The 16551-nt window shown below is 52.3% G+C and carries 15 protein-coding genes and 1 riboswitch; of the genes, 8 read left to right on the top strand and 7 right to left on the bottom strand.

Annotated features, from left to right (window positions below):
- Nucleotides 1-17: 17 nt before the first annotated feature.
- Nucleotides 18-671: a 3,4-dihydroxy-2-butanone-4-phosphate synthase gene (gene ribB, locus NC856_RS08050; RefSeq protein WP_264089906.1), complete on the bottom strand. Its 654-nt coding sequence runs from the start codon at nucleotides 669-671 to the stop codon at nucleotides 18-20.
- Between the two features lie 128 nt (nucleotides 672-799).
- Nucleotides 800-1009, bottom strand: a riboswitch (FMN riboswitch).
- 170 nt (nucleotides 1010-1179) lie between these two features.
- Here ribB and ubiK point away from each other — a divergent pair.
- Nucleotides 1180-1461, top strand: a complete 282-nt coding sequence (gene ubiK, locus NC856_RS08045) for a ubiquinone biosynthesis accessory factor UbiK (protein ID WP_264089905.1) — start codon at nucleotides 1180-1182, stop codon at nucleotides 1459-1461.
- A gap of 50 nt (nucleotides 1462-1511) precedes the next feature.
- On the opposite strand, the gene yjeH is transcribed toward ubiK, so the two are convergent.
- Complete coding sequence (gene yjeH / locus NC856_RS08040) at nucleotides 1512-2771, bottom strand: L-methionine/branched-chain amino acid transporter (protein WP_264089904.1); 1260 nt, start codon at nucleotides 2769-2771, stop codon at nucleotides 1512-1514.
- A 126-nt stretch (nucleotides 2772-2897) separates the two neighbouring features.
- Nucleotides 2898-3857, bottom strand: a complete 960-nt coding sequence (gene zipA / locus NC856_RS08035; RefSeq protein WP_264089903.1) for a cell division protein ZipA — start codon at nucleotides 3855-3857, stop codon at nucleotides 2898-2900.
- Nucleotides 3858-4078: 221 nt separating this feature from the next.
- Between zipA and cysZ the strand changes: the two genes are divergently transcribed.
- The 5 genes from cysZ to crr all read left to right on the top strand — a co-directional run bounded on the left by cysZ (nucleotide 4079) and on the right by crr (nucleotide 9125).
- A complete protein-coding gene (gene cysZ / locus NC856_RS08030; protein ID WP_264089902.1) occupies nucleotides 4079-4867 on the top strand; it encodes a sulfate transporter CysZ in 789 nt (262 codons plus the stop codon).
- A gap of 151 nt (nucleotides 4868-5018) precedes the next feature.
- Nucleotides 5019-5987: a cysteine synthase A gene (cysK, locus tag NC856_RS08025; protein WP_264089901.1), complete on the top strand. Its 969-nt coding sequence runs from the start codon at nucleotides 5019-5021 to the stop codon at nucleotides 5985-5987.
- A 431-nt stretch (nucleotides 5988-6418) separates the two neighbouring features.
- Nucleotides 6419-6676 carry a phosphocarrier protein Hpr gene (ptsH, locus tag NC856_RS08020; protein WP_009114311.1) on the top strand — a complete coding sequence of 86 codons (258 nt, stop codon included), beginning with the start codon at nucleotides 6419-6421 and terminating at the stop codon, nucleotides 6674-6676.
- A 50-nt stretch (nucleotides 6677-6726) separates the two neighbouring features.
- The gene (gene ptsI, locus NC856_RS08015; protein WP_264089900.1) at nucleotides 6727-8454 is read left to right on the top strand and encodes a phosphoenolpyruvate-protein phosphotransferase PtsI; all 1728 of its coding nucleotides are present in this window, start codon (nucleotides 6727-6729) and stop codon (nucleotides 8452-8454) included.
- Between the two features lie 161 nt (nucleotides 8455-8615).
- Nucleotides 8616-9125 carry a PTS glucose transporter subunit IIA gene (gene crr / locus NC856_RS08010; protein WP_264089899.1) on the top strand — a complete coding sequence of 170 codons (510 nt, stop codon included), beginning with the start codon at nucleotides 8616-8618 and terminating at the stop codon, nucleotides 9123-9125.
- 87 nt (nucleotides 9126-9212) lie between these two features.
- Here crr and NC856_RS08005 read toward each other — a convergent pair whose 3' ends face one another.
- Complete coding sequence (locus NC856_RS08005; RefSeq protein WP_264089898.1) at nucleotides 9213-10556, bottom strand: ATP-binding protein; 1344 nt, start codon at nucleotides 10554-10556, stop codon at nucleotides 9213-9215.
- A gap of 2 nt (nucleotides 10557-10558) precedes the next feature.
- A complete protein-coding gene (locus tag NC856_RS08000; RefSeq protein WP_264089897.1) occupies nucleotides 10559-11239 on the bottom strand; it encodes a response regulator transcription factor in 681 nt (226 codons plus the stop codon).
- Between the two features lie 186 nt (nucleotides 11240-11425).
- On the opposite strand from NC856_RS08000, the gene NC856_RS07995 reads away from it, so the two are divergent.
- Together NC856_RS07995 and NC856_RS07990 are read left to right on the top strand one after the other, a co-directional pair.
- Nucleotides 11426-12616, top strand: a complete 1191-nt coding sequence (locus NC856_RS07995; RefSeq protein ID WP_264089896.1) for an efflux RND transporter periplasmic adaptor subunit — start codon at nucleotides 11426-11428, stop codon at nucleotides 12614-12616.
- A gap of 3 nt (nucleotides 12617-12619) precedes the next feature.
- Nucleotides 12620-14572 (top strand): MacB family efflux pump subunit, encoded by a 1953-nt coding sequence (locus NC856_RS07990; protein WP_264089895.1) that lies wholly within the window; start codon nucleotides 12620-12622, stop codon nucleotides 14570-14572.
- A 52-nt stretch (nucleotides 14573-14624) separates the two neighbouring features.
- On the opposite strand, the gene cysM is transcribed toward NC856_RS07990, so the two are convergent.
- Both cysM and NC856_RS07980 read right to left on the bottom strand, forming a co-directional pair.
- A complete protein-coding gene (gene cysM, locus NC856_RS07985; RefSeq protein WP_264089894.1) occupies nucleotides 14625-15506 on the bottom strand; it encodes a cysteine synthase CysM in 882 nt (293 codons plus the stop codon).
- A 62-nt stretch (nucleotides 15507-15568) separates the two neighbouring features.
- Nucleotides 15569-16468, bottom strand: coding sequence for a Dyp-type peroxidase (locus NC856_RS07980; protein WP_264089893.1), 900 nt, complete (start codon nucleotides 16466-16468; stop codon nucleotides 15569-15571).
- Between the last annotated feature and the right edge of the window lie 83 nt (nucleotides 16469-16551).

The following is a 16551-nucleotide window of genomic DNA, read 5'->3' as shown; positions in this document are numbered from 1 at the left end:
GCTTAAAGCTTGCTCACTTAGCCTGCTTTACGCTCCATCGACTGACGGTAAGCCACCAGATCTTCGATGGTCAATACCGGCATATGATGTTGTCTGGCGAACGCGATAACTTCCGGCGCATGGGCCATAGAACCATCATCATTGGTCAATTCACACAGCACACCCGCTGGCTTCAGCCCCGCCAGCATCGCCAGATCGACCGAGGCTTCCGTGTGTCCGCCACGCGTCAACACGCCGCCCGGCTGCGCGCGCAGCGGGAAAACGTGACCGGGATGATTCAGATCGCTTGGTTTCGCATCATCTGCAATTGCCGCCCGGATAGTGGTAATACGGTCAGCGGCGGAAACGCCGGTGGTGACCCCTTTTGCGGCTTCAATAGAGATGGTAAAACCAGTCTGATAAACGCTGGAGTTATGCTCCACCATCATCGGTAATGCCAACTGCTGACGACGCGCTTCGGTCAGGCACAGACAAACAATGCCGCTACCGTGGCGAATAGTCAGCGCCATTTGTTCTACGGTCATGTTTTCAGCCGCAAAAATAAGATCACCTTCATTTTCGCGATCTTCATCATCCAGAACCAGAACGCCACGACCTTGACGCAAAGCATCAAGAGCACGTTCCACACGTTCGGTAGGATTGCCAAATTCAGAAAGTAATGTCTGATTCATGGTAAAAAAACCTCAATATTTTTATGGATTACCAGAATCAGGGCGAACTTGAGGAGTAACCATTACCACCGGTTGCATGATAATAGCTAACAAAAATAACGCGAGCGGGCGCTATGCCCGACAGGTATCGTTACTCTCTCCCATCCGGACTATCACCGTCGGCCCCGGAATTACACCGGATCTGCTGACCTCACGCTGAAAAACCAGGCGGTTTCGCCGGTAAATCAAACGATGTGAGCGCTCGCGGGCTTCCAATTCCTATACATTGTAAATGTCTCTACGTTGTATACGACTGGTTTACCGCCGGTGGGGAATTACACCCCGCCCTGAGAATAAGCGAAATAACTATAACGCTAATGAAGTTGCAGGGCAATTGATTAGCCACAGGAAATGTGACATGGAAACAATGGATCTCACGGGGCAAGTTCGATGTTTTAGTTTATCCAATACTCAACTAGCATTACACTTACCAATATGATTATCCGACACAACCTATCAGGAAAACGCCATGATTGACCCGAAGAAGATTGAGCAGATTGCCCGTCAAGTGCATGAGTCCATGCCAAAAGGTATCCGGGAATTGGGCGATGATGTGGAGAAGAAAATCCGTCAGGTACTACAGTCCCAGTTTACCCGGCTTGATTTGGTTAACCGCGAAGAATTCGACATTCAAACCCAGGTGCTGTTGCGTACCCGCGAAAAAATCGCGCAGCTGGAACAGCGCTTGAGCGAACTGGAAGCCAGACTGCCCGCGCCAGAACAAACGACAGTCACGCCAGACGCCGAATAATCGTTTCGCCCGCCAATGCCTCTCTCCAACGAACGGCTGGAGGCATTGCTTTAATTTGAATGGGATACCAGTTCGGTTCGTCTGCGAGGCAGGAAAACCCACAATAGCGCCAGCATGGTCAGCGCATACAGCGATTTCCAGCCAATCATCAACAACAATGCGCAACACAAAATGCTGCCCGCCGCCGCCATGACTTTGGCTCGCCCTTGCAGTAAACGCCATCCGGCCAACATGCACAGCAGATAAACCAAAACGAAAATGCCATTGGCGTACACAATGAGCGTTTCCAATGGCAACCGCAGCCAGTAAATCAGCAGGCAGCACACCAGGCAGCATGCCACCACGATAGATAAGGCATTCACTGGCGCTTGCCCGTCAGATAATTTCGCCAATGCGCTTCCTTCCGGCGCTTGCGACCACACCAGCCGGGCAAACCCTTGCGTGTAGATATTGACACTGGCAAAACAGGCCAGATATCCCACCAGACAGGCGATCCACAAGGCATGTTCACCGAACAATTGCACCACAATGCCAGGCAGGGAAGCTGTCGCCGCCATCCCTTCGCCGTAAGCTTTAAAATGTAAAACAGCGACCGTGCATCCCCAGTAGACGGCGCCAGCCAGTAACATGCCTATCAGCAAGGCGCGTGGAAAATCACGCGCCGGCGTGCGAAATTCCGTCGCCATATGCGCGAATGCTTCCAGCCCGACAAAACACCAGAACATCACCGCCAGCGCGCTAAAGGTATTCGACCAGGAAAGCTCGCCAACGGCAGGCCAGGGAATGTGGGCTGGCGTGATATCGCCTTGCCACCAGATAGCCGCCACCAGGCCGACCACCAACAGGGCGATAATAATTTGAATATTGGCGCTGGAGCCAGCGCTGCGCAGCCCCAGCACCCAGATCCCGCCTAACGTAAGTAACTGCACCATCAGCAATCCCAGATCGTTCCAGCCTAATGCCGCCTGCCAGAAGCCCGCCGCAATTTGTAACGCCGCAGGAAGCCCCAGCGGGATCACCGAAAGAAACAACCAACGGGTGACACGCGCCAGACGCGGCCCAAACGCCATCTTGACGAAATGGGCGGCGCCGCCGGCATGCGGAAAATGTTGACCTAATGCCGCAAATCCAATCGCAATCGGGAAAACAAACAGGATTAACAGCGGCCATGCCCACAGACTATCCTGCTGCGCCAGTTGCGCAACCAGCGCGGGTACGGCGAATACGCCGGTTCCCAGTAATGAGGTAGAAAGCAGCCCTACGCCCTGAATCACCCCAAGTTCCTGTTTTAATCCTTGAGTCTTACTCACCGCCACTCACCTTATTTTCGTTATATCCAGACGCCGTGCCGTTTTCACGCAACCACTGGTCAGGTAGGTCAGATAAAAAAAGCCTCCAGGCTGGAGGCTTTCGGCTGCAATCGCGTCACGTCAGTATCAGTTATTGGCTTTCAGCACGTCGCGGATACGTGCTTTGTATGATTCTACTTTCTGCGGCGTCATCATCCGGCGTTCATCATCCAATACCACGCCGCCGACATCATCCGCGATACGCTGAGCAGATTGCAGCATCAGTTTAAAGTTCTGACCGGCATCACCATAAGACGGCACCATCATGAAGATGGACACCCCCGGCGTGGAAAACTCAGACATCTCATCCGGGTTGAACGAACCGGGTTTCACCATATTCGCCAGACTGAACAACACAGGCCCGGCGCCAGCTGGATTTACATGACGATGGAAGATATTCATCTCGCCGAATTGGAAACCTGCCTGCAACACACTTTGCAGCAGCAACTCGCCGCCGATAACACCACCATGATGCGCAGCGACATGCACAACCAGAACCGCTTCTTTTGGCTGCGCCGCCTCAGCGCTTTTATCTTCAACAGGTGAAGAAGCATCGATTGGCGCTGACGCTGCTTCCTCATGCTGCAAATGAGGTTCATCAGCAGGCATCGGATCATCAGCGAAAACAGAAGGCTCACGCGATGGCGCGGTACGCGCAGCAACCGGGCGAGGCTGAGGTTCGGGTTGAACTTGTGGAGGCGACGCCGCATCGGACGTCTCTTCCCCCAGTAACGGATCGTAAGAGGACGACGGCTGAACTGGACGCTCAAACGGAGACAAAGGTTCGGCGCGAGGAGGCTCTTTGGCGTCATAAGCCCCGAAAGAAGGCTCATTTTGCGCACGCGCGCTTCTGACACGCACTTCACCAACGCCCTCATCGAGTTCCTCAAGCGGGGTTTCATCACGCTCTTTTTTCAAGCGCTTAACCGGGCGATCACGAAAAAGGGACGAGCGCTCCTTACGGCTGGTCCACAAGCCGTGCAGTAAAAGCGCTATTATAGCGATCGCGCCAACGACGATTAATATCAGACGCAAGTCCTGCATCATTGCTATCCCAGTTGTTCCAATACATTGCCGACACGGCAAATACTTATATCCCTAACTCTATTTGCCTGCGTACACAAGTGCAAGTCTGTGCGGTACATTATGACAATAAAGATAGATACAACGCACTTTTTTGCTGTTTTTTCATCCAAATGCAGACTGGTCAGCATAAAATCATACCGATATGATGCTCTAACAAACAACTGGCTGAGAATAATCACAACATGTCTTACACAAAACCCAGGACTAAATCGCATAACGGAATCCACTATTTTGTTGCAGGATGGCGTCTGATTTCACTGCCAGGCATCCGGCGTTTCGTCATCCTGCCGCTACTGGTGAATTTCGTGCTGATGGGCGGCGCATTCTGGTGGCTGTTCACCCGCCTCAATGACTGGATCCCGCAGTTGATGTCCCATATCCCGAATTGGCTTCAGTGGCTCAGCTATCTCATCTGGCCGCTTGCCGTATTATCGATCCTGCTGGTTTTCAGTTATCTGTTCAGCACGCTTGCCAATTTTATCGCCGCGCCGTTTAACGGTCTGCTGGCTGAGCAACTGGAAGCCCGCCTGACAGGACAAGCGTTGCCGGACAGCGGTATTCTCGGCATCGCCAAAGATGTCCCGCGCATCATGAAACGCGAAGTTCAGAAGCTGGCCTATTATCTGCCGCGCGCCGCCGTGCTGTTCGCGCTATATTTTATTCCCGGTATCGGACAGACCGTGGCGCCAGTGCTTTGGTTCCTGTTCAGCGCCTGGATGCTGGCCATTCAATACTGCGATTACCCGTTTGATAACCACAAGGTCGCGTTCCCGACCATGCGACAGGCATTGCGTCAGCACAAAATCGTCAATATGCAGTTTGGGGCGTTGATTAGTCTGTTTACCCTGATTCCTTTTCTCAATCTGGTGATTATGCCGATCGCGGTTTGCGGCGCGACAGCATTGTGGGTAGACCGCTATCGGAGTCTGTCGGCGACGCTGCCAAAGCAGGCTTTATCAAAACAAGAATGAGTGTTGTCGCACAAGCAACCATGCTGTCTATTGTAATGAAAAGATATTTCTTAAGAACATAACGATATAGCAATTCTTTACTTCACTGTCGGACGCGAACGAGTATTCTCTGTATGTTCGCAAAAATTTCATACAGTTATAAGGACAGGCTATGAGCAAGATCTATGAAGACAATTCTTTTACAATCGGCCATACGCCGCTGGTTCGTCTGAACCGTATCGGCAACGGACGCATTCTGGTTAAGATAGAGTCTCGCAACCCTAGTTTTAGCGTCAAATGCCGTATCGGTTCCAATCTGATTTGGGATGCGGAAAAACGCGGCGTGTTAAAACCGGGTGTTGAACTGGTTGAACCCACCAGCGGCAACACCGGTATCGCGTTGGCCTATGTCGCCGCCGCCCGCGGATATAAATTGACGCTGACTATGCCGGAAACCATGAGTATCGAACGCCGTAAGCTGCTCAAGGCGCTGGGTGCGAAGCTGGTTCTCACCGAAGGGGCGAAAGGCATGAAAGGAGCCATCGCCAAAGCGGAAGAAATTGTTGCCAGCGCTCCTGATCGTTTCCTGCTTCTGCAACAGTTCAGCAACCCCGCCAACCCGGAAATCCACGAAAAAACCACCGGCCCGGAAATCTGGGATGATACTGACGGCGCCATTGACGTGTTCATTGCCGGCGTAGGCACGGGCGGTACGCTAACCGGCGTCAGCCGTTATATTAAAAACACCAGAGGCAAAGCGATCACCAGCGTTGCGGTGGAGCCTGCCGACTCTCCGGTTATCAGCCAGGCGCTGGCAGGCGAAGAACTGAAACCTGGTCCGCACAAAATTCAGGGCATCGGCGCCGGCTTCATCCCGGATAACCTGGATCTCAAGCTGATCGACCGCGTCGAGAAGATCACCAACGAAGATGCCATCAGCACGGCGCGTCGTCTGATGGAGGAAGAAGGCATTCTGGCAGGAATTTCTTCTGGCGCCGCGGTAGCTGCCGCGCTTAATCTTCTGAAAGAACAAGCATTCGAAGACAAAACCATCGTCGTCATCCTACCCTCTTCCGGCGAACGTTATCTGAGCACCGCCTTGTTCGCCGACCTCTTTACCGAGCAGGAGTTACAACAGTAATCTTTCCTGTTAGCGGTATAAAAAGTTACTAAATTGTAAAAAAAGCACCTGTTCAGGTGCTTTTTTGTGGTTTAGTTCAAACTTTCCACTAGAGATAGATTGCTTTTCTGAAGTAGGTTTAGTATTTAACCGGACAATTATTTTGATGCGCGAAATTAATATCCGCCAGCGATCACGCTTTATCGTTCAATGGAAACCGACGCACGATCAATCAATCATCGTTTTTCGAGCCGGATTCAAATAATGATGCAGGAACATCGTGATGTTTGATGGTATTTTATTCTGGAAACAGGTTTCGTTGTTTCCTTGCCGCATCCCGGCCTGCCCCTGTAACATGAACGCAGGTGCTAACCAAACAGGCTAAAGTTCAGTGAATACACTAGACTTTAGTTCCACAACATTAATCTAATCCATAAGTTGGGGAAAACAGAATGTTCCAGCAAGAAGTGACTATTACCGCGCCTAATGGCCTGCACACCCGTCCTGCCGCCCAGTTTGTCAAAGAAGCCAAAGGCTTTGCTTCAGAAATCACCGTTACCTCCAATGGTAAAAGCGCCAGCGCCAAGAGCCTGTTCAAGTTGCAAACCCTCGGTTTGACGCAAGGAACGGTCGTGACCATCGCCGCAGAAGGCGAAGATGAGCAAAAAGCCGTGGAACATCTGGTTAAACTGATGGCAGAGCTTGAGTAACAGACAGGCGAGCTTTTTTAGTGAGCATCAGAATTGAGTAAGGTAGGGTTATGATTTCAGGCATATTAGTATCACCGGGCATTGCTTTTGGTAAGGCATTATTACTTAAAGAAGATGAAATAATCATCAACCGGAAAAAAATCTCCGCGGATCAGGTAGAACAGGAAGTTGAACGTTTTCTGACGGGGCGGGCCAAAGCCTCCGAGCAATTGGAAGTGATTAAAACCAAGGCTGGCGAAACTCTGGGCGCAGAAAAAGAAGCCATCTTCGAAGGTCACATCATGCTGCTGGAAGATGAAGAGTTCGAGCAGGAAATCATAGCCCTGATTAAAGATGAACACGCTTCTGCTGATGCTGCCGCCTATTCAGTTATTGAAAATCAGGCAAAAGCACTGGAAGAACTGGACGATGAATATCTGAAAGAACGTGCGGCGGACATGCGCGATATCGGCAAGCGCTTGCTGAAAAACATTCTGAATATGCCTATTGTCGATTTGAGCGGCATTCAGGAGGAAGTCATTCTGGTCGCAACCGACCTGACGCCCTCTGAAACCGCACAGTTGAATCTGGACAAGGTGCTGGGCTTTATCACCGATTTCGGTGGCCGTACTTCCCATACCTCCATCATGGCCCGTTCGCTGGAACTACCCGCTATCGTAGGTACAACCGATGTCACCAAACAGGTTAAAAACGGCGATTACCTGATTCTGGACGCGGTTAACAACAAAATTTACCAGAACCCGACGACTGCGATCATTGAAGAGCTCAAGGCTGTTCAACAGCAATATCTTTCTGAAAAACATGAACTGGCCAAACTGAAAGATTTGCCAGCGGTCACGCTGGATGGTCATCAGGTTGAGGTATGCGCTAACATCGGCACGGTACGCGACGTTGCCGGCGCCGAACGTAACGGCGCGGAAGGCGTAGGCCTGTACCGTACCGAGTTCCTGTTTATGGACCGCGACTCGCTGCCTACCGAGGAAGAGCAATTCCAGGCATACAAAGCCGTCGCTGAGGCCATTGGCGCTCAGGCGGTGATCGTTCGCACCATGGATATCGGTGGAGATAAAGATCTGCCATACATGAATCTGCCGAAGGAAGAGAACCCGTTTCTTGGCTGGCGCGCCATCCGTATTTGTCTGGATCGCAAAGAGATCCTGCATGCCCAGTTGCGCGCCATTCTGCGCGCCTCCAGCTTTGGCAAGTTGCGCATCATGTTCCCGATGATCATTTCCGTCGAAGAAGTTCGTGAGTTGAAAGCCGAACTGGAAATGTTGAAAGCGCAGTTGAGAGAAGAAGATAAAGCCTTTGATGAGTCCATTGAAGTCGGTGTGATGGTTGAAACACCTGCCGCCGCAGCGATTGCCCATCATCTGGCGAAAGAAGTCGACTTCTTTAGTATTGGGACAAACGACTTAACCCAGTATACTCTGGCGGTTGATCGTGGTAATGAGTTGATTTCTCATCTCTATAACCCGATGGCCCCAGCAGTCCTGACCCTGATCAAACAGGTTATCGACGCATCCCATGCCGAAGGTAAATGGACAGGGATGTGTGGTGAGCTCGCTGGTGACGAACGTGCTACACTACTGTTATTGGGAATGGGTCTGGACGAATTCAGCATGAGTGCAATCTCTATCCCAAGCATCAAAAAAATTATCCGTAATGCAAATTACGAAGATGCGAAGGCGCTGGCGGAACAGGCACTCTCCGAACCGACAGCTGAAGGGTTAAGCAACCTGGTGAGCCGATTCATTAAAGAAAAAACGCTCTGCTGATTCCGCGCTACCCGACAGATTTCAGGGCGCAGACAAGCGGCGAGCGAACGCCGCCCCGGAAGCTCAATCCCGTTCCGGGGAATTAAGGGATGCCAATGTCGCGGCAACTTGAAAAATGACGGGTAGATACAGGCCCGATATTAATGCTTAGGAGAAAGATCATGGGTTTGTTCGATAAATTGAAATCTCTGGTTTCTGATGACAAGAAAGACACCGGCAGCATCGAAATCATTGCGCCGCTGTCTGGCGAAATCGTCAGTATTGAAGATGTTCCAGATGTCGTATTTGCTGAAAAAATCGTGGGTGACGGTATCGCGATTAAGCCGACCGGCAACAAGATTGTAGCGCCAGTAGACGGCACTATCGGCAAGATTTTTGAAACCAACCATGCTTTTTCCATCGAATCAGACAATGGCATTGAATTATTCGTTCACTTTGGTATTGATACCGTAGAATTGAAAGGCGAAGGTTTCAAACGCATTGCTGAAGAGGGCCAGCGGGTGAAGAAAGGCGATCTCATCATCGAATTCGATCTGGCGCTGCTGGAAGAGAAAGCCAAGTCGACCCTGACCCCTGTCGTCATCTCCAATATGGATGAAATCAAAGAATTGGTTAAGCTGAGCGGCACCGTTGTGGTTGGCGAAACACCGATCATCCGTATCAAGAAATAAATATCGTTATTAATCATTATTAATAGCTCAAAAAACGGCGCCGATCTGATCGGACGCCGTTTTTCGTTTATGTCACTTAACGGTGAATCAAAGTGGCCGGAAGCGCGGCACACACAGACGGATCGTCAATCCGCCCTGTTCGCCGTTTTCAGCGTCAATACTGCCGCCATGCGCCAGCACCACCTTGCGGGCAATCGCCAGTCCCAAGCCATATCCTTTCCCGGAAACCGGTGATTCGATGCGGATAAAGGGGTCGAAAATACTGGATAATTTACTTTTCTCAACGCCAGGCCCTTGATCGGATACCCGGATCGTCCATTGATTCTCATCACCTTCCAACACCACACGCACTTGCCGGGCCGGTTCGGAAAAACGCAGCGCATTGCGCACAACATTGTCGATGGCGCGACGCATCAGTTCCGCATTGCCCTTAACCGTATAATCTTCATTCTCATCGGCCTGCAACAGGATTTCCACGCCAGGCACCTGCGCCTCATAACGGGCATCGTTCACCACCGCGCCAACCAGCCCAAGCAGATCAAAATACGCTTCTTCGACGCCGGTGTTTTGCGTGCGCGATAACGTCAGCAGTTCACCGATCATTTTATCCATCCGCGCCGCCTCCCGCTCTATACGCAGCAGCGAGTTCTCCGCGTTATCCGTATTTTGACGCGACAGCCCAATCGCCAATTGCAGACGAGCCAACGGCGAACGCAGTTCATGCGATACATCATGGAGTAGTTGTTCGCGCGTGCTGACCAGAACATCCAGGCGCTCGACCATCGCATCAAAATCGCGTGCGACCGCACTAAGCTCATCATGCCGTCGGCGCATCAACGGAAATAACCGCACAGCCAGATCGCCTTGCGCCACCCGCCCGAAACCGGCGCGCAGTTGGCTCAATGGCCGCGCCAGATTCCAGGCCAGCAACCAACTGAAAAGCAGCCCGCCGACGCCCGCGATCCAAACCAGCGGCGCGGGAACATTCAGAAACGCCATCGGCGGCGGCGGACGGAGTTCACGGCGTAACCGCTCCACGTCATAACGAATTTGATACCACTCACCGTCCGGCCCACGCAATCGCTCAATCATCTCCTTAACATCCGCATCGCCACGGCCATTCCGCCGCAAAAATTCGCGGGACGGCGCGGTTTCCACCGCAGGTAGTGGCGACAGGGTGACCGAAATATAGTGCCGCTCACGTTCAGGCAACAATAGCATCACTTCGCTCACCTCAGATAACCCGCCCTGCCGCAATGCCGTCGCCATCATCTCGGTCTGCATACTGGCAATACGCATCACCGCCACTTCCTCCAGCGGTCGATGGCGGTCGCCATAGAAGGAAAATGTCAACCACAGCAATTGTGAGATGATAATAAACGTCAGCCAGAACCCCAGCAGTATTTTCCAGAAAAGCCGCCCGCGTATCATGGTCAACGGATCCGGTATCCCACACTGCGCACAGTTTCAATGGTCATATTATTGCCCTCGAGCGCACTGAGTTTCTGACGAATATTGCTGATATGCACATCCACGCTGCGATCATAAGCTTCACGCCGACGACCCAAACATTTTTCGGATAGTTCATCTTTTGACACCACTCGATCAGGTGAACGTAGCAGCAACTCCAGCAAATTGAATTCAGAGGCCGTCAAATCAAAAGACTTTCCCCGCCATTCGCTGGTCCGCGTCGCCGGGTTGAGCACCAGATCACCGGACATCGCCAGACTTTCATCCACCTTGCTGCTTGGCTGATCGTCATAACGACGCAACACCGCCCGCAGCCGGGCCACCAGTTCGCGCGGATAGCAGGGTTTTGGCATGTAATCATCCGCGCCCATTTCCAACCCGATCACGCGATCGATATTGTCGCCTTTTGCCGTCAGCATAATGACCGGCAAATGCTGGCTTTTCCTTATCTGCCGCAGCACATCAATACCGCTCATGTCCGGCAGCATGACATCGAGAATCATCGCGGTGTATTCGCCCGACATCGCGCCATCAATCCCTTGTTTGCCAGTCACCACCCTTGATGTCGCGAACCCCTCTGCGTTCAGGTATTCTCCCAGCATATTGCCGAGTTCTACGTCATCATCGACCAGTAAGATTTTCATATCCCGTCCCCATTCTCAGATGTATCGTGTATTCTCAGGCCTGCAATCAATCTTCGCAGCCGGATTTACTGAATCCTTACCATTTTTTGAAAAAAAAATTACCGATACTTGCACCTACTCAGAGTAGATTAGCCCCTTTGATAGTTACTTGAGTTCCGATATCGTCATTAAGGACAAATTACCTGGATGCAATCACGATTTTTAGTCTTTCGTCGTACTGCGATAACGATTGGCGCCGTGCTCATCGTTGCACTTATTTACCTGTTTTTAACCAAATCCTCTCCTGCGCCAGACCTTATCACCGCGACGGCGGAAATAGCTGATCTTGAGCAAACGGTACTGGCAGACGGCGAGATCGAAGCACAAAAACAGGTCAGCGTCGGCGCGCAGGCATCAGGGCAGATTAAAGCGCTGCATGTCGCGTTGGGAGATAAAGTGACAAAAGGGCAGTTGATTGCGGAGATTGACGATCTGACCCAACAGGATGCGCTGAAAAACAGCGAAGCCGCGCTAAAAAATGTGCAGGCGCAACGTGCGGCCAAACAAGCGGAATTACGCAATGACACATTAAGTTGGCAGCGTCAGCAAATGCTGATGAAGCGCGGCGTTGGCGCACAGGCCGATTACGACAGCGCGAAGGCGACGCTGGACGCCACCAAAGCCAATATCGACGCGCTGGACGCCCAGATCGTTCAGGCACAGATCGCCGTCAACACCGCCAAAGTCAATCTGGGTTATACCAAGATCCTTTCTCCGATCGACGGTACGGTGGTTTCCATTCCGGTGGAAGAAGGACAGACCGTCAACGCGACGCAAAGTACGCCCACTATCGCCAAAGTCGCCAATCTGAACACCATGACCATCAAAGCGCAAATTTCAGAAGCCGATATCGTTAAAGTCAAAACCGGTATGCCGGTCTGGTTCAGTATTCTGGGTGAACCAAGCAAACGCTATGAGGCGAAGCTCAGTTCAATTGAACCGGCCCCCGACGCTATTGATGATGACACCACCACGACCTCATCAAGTACCAGCAGCACAACATCCTCCAGCAGCGCAATCTACTACAACGGTCTGTTCGATGTGCAAAACACAGACAACGTATTACGCATTTCCATGACGGCTCAGGTTTACATTCTGCTGTCGTCGGTTAAAAACGCCGTTGTCGTACCCGCTACCGCGCTGAGCACGCGTGATGGCAAGTGGTATGTACAGGTGGTTGACGCCAATAAAAAGATTGAACGCCGGACGGTGAGCATCGGGCTGAACGATAATGTCCGAACCCAGATTCTGTCCGGCCTCGCCGCAGGCGAACAGGTGGTTATCGGCCAGCCGTCAACGACGACAGCGACCCGCTCCGGTCCGCCAATGGGGATGTAACGCATGTCTACGCCATTACTCCAGTTGACCGATATCGCCCGGCGCTTCGCCAGCGGCGAACAAGACGTCACTGTATTGAAAAACATCAACCTGACGATCAATCAAGGGGAAATGGTCGCGATCGTCGGCGCATCAGGTTCGGGGAAATCCACGCTGATGAACATTCTGGGATGTCTGGATAAAGCGTCGGCAGGTGATTACCGGGTCGCCGGACGCCCGGTGGCGCAACTGAATAATGATCAACTGGCTGAACTGCGCCGTGAACATTTCGGTTTTATTTTTCAGCGCTATCACTTGCTGAGCGATCTGAGCGCACAAGGCAATGTCGAAGTACCGGCGATTTATGCCGGCAAAGATCGTGGGGCGCGCCGTCAACGAGCCGCGGAATTACTGGTTCGTCTGGGGCTGGAACATCGCCTGAATTACCGCCCAAACCAGTTGTCGGGCGGTCAACAACAACGAGTCAGTATCGCGCGGGCATTGATGAATGGCGGCGGCGTCATTTTGGCGGATGAACCAACCGGCGCACTGGATACACAAAGCGGCAATGACGTGCTCAACATACTGGGCGATCTACATGCGCAAGGCAATACGGTCATTATCGTCACCCACGACATGCAAATTGCCGAGCACGCTCAGCGGATCATTGAACTGCGCGACGGGGAGATTATCGCCGATCGCCAGACAAAACCCGCGATGCCCCCGCCTCCATTACAGGAGGCCGCCACGCAGCCCGCCACTTCCGCGCTGAATCAACTTAAGGATCGCTTCTTCGATGCCTTCAAAATGGCATTGCTGGCCATGAACGCCCAACGGATGCGAACCTTTCTGACCATGCTGGGCATCATCATTGGCATCGCCTCGGTCGTCTCAGTCGTCGCGCTAGGCAAAGGCTCTCAGGAACGGGTGCTCGCCGATATCAACGCGATGGGCACCAGTACGTTGGAAATTTTCCCCGGCAAGGATTTTGGCGATATCAACGCCAGCGCCATTCAAACCTTGCGCGCCAGCGATATTTTACCTTTGTCGCAACAGCCTTATGTCCACAGCGTCACGCCATCCATTTCAACCAGCGTTACGCTCCGTTACGGCAATAATGCGTTAACAGCGAGTGTTTCCGGCGTAGGCGAGCAGTTCTTTACCGTGCGGGGTTATACGGTCAGCCGCGGCATCACATTTCCTCTCAGCAGCATTGACAATCTGACACAGGATGCCGTGATTGATGAAAATACCCGCAATAAACTTTTTCCGCATGGCGAGGATCCCATTGGCAAGATCATTTTACTGGGATCGCTTCCCTGCCGGATTATCGGTGTAGTCAGTAAGAGTCAGAGCGGATTCGGCAGTGATGAAAATTTGAATGTCTGGGTGCCTTATACCACCGTAATGAAACGTATGGTCGGACAATCCTACCTCAAGAGCATTACCATTCGGGTTAAAGACAATATCGATATGAGCGTGGCGGAACAAGGCATTACCCAACTGCTGACGCAACGGCACGGCACAAAAGATTTCTTTGTCATGAATACCGACAGCATTCGTCAGATGATTGAGAAAACCACCACCACCTTGACGTTGCTTATTTCCATGATCGCGTTGATTTCCCTGCTTGTTGGCGGGATTGGCGTAATGAACATCATGCTGGTTTCGGTCACTGAACGCACCAGGGAAATCGGGGTACGTATGGCGGTCGGCGCCCGCACCAGCGATATCATGCAGCAGTTTCTTATCGAAGCCGTACTGGTTTGTCTGTTTGGCGGCGTATTGGGGGTAGCGCTTTCTCTGGCTATCGGCGTGATATTCGGTCAATTCAGCAGTAGCTTCTCAATGGTCTATTCCAGTTCATCCATTGTTGCCGCTTTCCTGTGTTCCAGTCTGATTGGCGTTATCTTTGGCTTCTTTCCCGCCCGTCACGCCGCACGCATGGAGCCCATTCACGCGCTGGAACGGGAATAACCGTCTATCGTCCCTGAATGCCGCGACAACACGCTTCAGGGGCACAGGCGGTTTAGTCAAAAACACCGGTGGATAAATAACGATCGCCGCGATCACAGGCGATTGCCACGATCATACTGCCGGGATATTCCGCCGCCAGACATAATGCGCCGAATACAGCCCCGCCCGTACTGACGCCGCAGAAAATACCTTCCTGTCGGGCAAGCTGACGCAGCGTGTTTTCCGCCTGCGACTGTGAAATATCCATGATGCGATCGACAAGATCGGCGCGGAAAATCCCTGGCAGATAGCCTGCCGCCCAGCGGCGGATGCCGGGGATATGGCTCCCCGGCGCAGGTTGCAGCCCAACGGTGCAAATTGCCTGATTTTGCTGCTTCAGATAGCGGCTGACGCCGGAAATCGTGCCGGTGGTGCCCATACTAGAGACAAAATGCGTCAGCTTACCCGCGGTCTGTTGCCAAATTTCCGGGCCGGTGGTGAGAAAGTGCGCCAGCGCATTGTCCTGATTATTAAACTGATCGAGGGTTTTGCCTTCCCCTGAGCGCACCATTTTCCCAGCCAAATCACGCGCCCCTTCCATCCCCGCCTGTCGGCTTACCAGCACCAGTTGCGCGCCATAAGCGCGCATCGCGGCCTGACGTTCATAGCTCATATTTTCCGGCATCAGTAAACGCAGGCGATAACCTTTTACCGCCGCAATCATCGCCAACGCGATACCGGTATTGCCGCTCGTCGCTTCAATCAGCCGATCGCCAGGCTTAATCTCGCCGCGTTTTTCCGCCTGTTCGATCATGGCAAGCACCGCGCGATCCTTAACCGATCCCGCCGGGTTATTACCTTCCAGCTTTAGCCAGATTTCACTGTCCAACCCCTGCGTCAAACGCTGCAACTTCACCAGCGGGGTATTACCAATATAATGCTCAAGCGTGGTCACGAATGGATTCCTGCAAAACGTCCGATGCCTGCGGAACAGGCATCAGGAAAACACAGCATGAATTACAACGTCAGCAGACGGCTCAGGGAAGGCGCAAAGAAATAGCTGCCGCTCACGGCGCGGGTAAAACGCAGCATATCGTCACGCTTGCCATCCCGCTCGCCAAACATACTCAGCAATTGCTGCTCAATGTTGTGCAAGCGCGCGCAGTAAGCAATGAAGTACAACCCATGTTTACCGCTGGCGGTGCCATAAGGCAGGCTTTGACGCAGGATTTTCAGCCCTTTCCCGTCTTCTTTCAAATCGACCCGGCTGAGATGTGAAGTGACAGGACGCTGAGCGGCGTCAATCTCTTCATTATTCTGTTTCGTCCGGCCAATCATCTGTTCCTGCTGCTCAACGCTAATCCGTTGTAACTGTTTCAGATTATGTTCCCAGCGTTGTACAAAGACATAGCTGCCGCCGGCATCGGGCTGATCCGCAGGAATAATCGCCACCGCCTGACGCGCCTCACCCTGCGGGTTTTCCGTACCATCGACAAAGCCGCTCAAATCACGATCTTCCACTGCGCGAAAACCATGCGTTTCCTCTTCGACACGAATGGCATTGCCAAACGCTGCCAGCGCGGACTGCGCCAGACTGAAATTGACGTCATGGCGCTGTGACTGGATATGAATCAGCAAATCGCGCTGGGTTGCCGGCGCCAATCCCTTACCCAATGGGGTGAAAGGCTTAAGCTCGGATGCGCTGTTTTGGCAATCCAGTTCGCGCCAGATATCGTTGCCAAACGCCAACACGCCCCCTAATCCCGCATCAGGAAACTGTTGTTGCAGATCTGACAACGCCTGACAAAACTTTTTGCATCCTTGCCGAATGGCGTCAAACTCCCCTTGCACCATAGTTTCCATAAAAATGGCAAAACGGCGGTGCTCCGGCAAAATGCCGCTTTGAACTAGTGTCATTTCTGCTCCCTCAATATATCGAATGCTTCTCTTGTTGTTATTTTTCATGCGGTCACTGTGGCACAAATGCAGACGCAGTGCGG

Source organism: Brenneria izbisi (assembly GCF_025840185.1).
GTDB classification, from domain to species: Bacteria; Pseudomonadota; Gammaproteobacteria; order Enterobacterales; family Enterobacteriaceae; genus Brenneria; species Brenneria izbisi.
The sequence above is the reverse complement of the archived record's forward strand: the minus strand, read 5'-3'. Positions and strand labels throughout refer to the sequence as shown.

What these genes read in the sequence shown, in the direction of transcription:
- cysK (WP_264089901.1), top strand. Translation starts at nt 5,019, where the DNA reads ATGAGCAAGATCTATGAAGACAATTCTTTTACAATCGGCCATACGCCG.
- ubiK (WP_264089905.1), top strand. Translation starts at nt 1,180, where the DNA reads ATGATTGACCCGAAGAAGATTGAGCAGATTGCCCGTCAAGTGCATGAG.
- crr (WP_264089899.1), top strand. Translation starts at nt 8,616, where the DNA reads ATGGGTTTGTTCGATAAATTGAAATCTCTGGTTTCTGATGACAAGAAA.
- NC856_RS08005 (WP_264089898.1), bottom strand. Translation starts at nt 10,556, where the DNA reads ATGATACGCGGGCGGCTTTTCTGGAAAATACTGCTGGGGTTCTGGCTG.
- ribB (WP_264089906.1), bottom strand. Translation starts at nt 671, where the DNA reads ATGAATCAGACATTACTTTCTGAATTTGGCAATCCTACCGAACGTGTG.
- NC856_RS07995 (WP_264089896.1), top strand. Translation starts at nt 11,426, where the DNA reads ATGCAATCACGATTTTTAGTCTTTCGTCGTACTGCGATAACGATTGGC.
- NC856_RS07980 (WP_264089893.1), bottom strand. Translation starts at nt 16,468, where the DNA reads ATGACACTAGTTCAAAGCGGCATTTTGCCGGAGCACCGCCGTTTTGCC.
- zipA (WP_264089903.1), bottom strand. Translation starts at nt 3,857, where the DNA reads ATGATGCAGGACTTGCGTCTGATATTAATCGTCGTTGGCGCGATCGCT.
- NC856_RS07990 (WP_264089895.1), top strand. Translation starts at nt 12,620, where the DNA reads ATGTCTACGCCATTACTCCAGTTGACCGATATCGCCCGGCGCTTCGCC.
- ptsI (WP_264089900.1), top strand. Translation starts at nt 6,727, where the DNA reads ATGATTTCAGGCATATTAGTATCACCGGGCATTGCTTTTGGTAAGGCA.
- ptsH (WP_009114311.1), top strand. Translation starts at nt 6,419, where the DNA reads ATGTTCCAGCAAGAAGTGACTATTACCGCGCCTAATGGCCTGCACACC.
- cysZ (WP_264089902.1), top strand. Translation starts at nt 4,079, where the DNA reads ATGTCTTACACAAAACCCAGGACTAAATCGCATAACGGAATCCACTAT.
- NC856_RS08000 (WP_264089897.1), bottom strand. Translation starts at nt 11,239, where the DNA reads ATGAAAATCTTACTGGTCGATGATGACGTAGAACTCGGCAATATGCTG.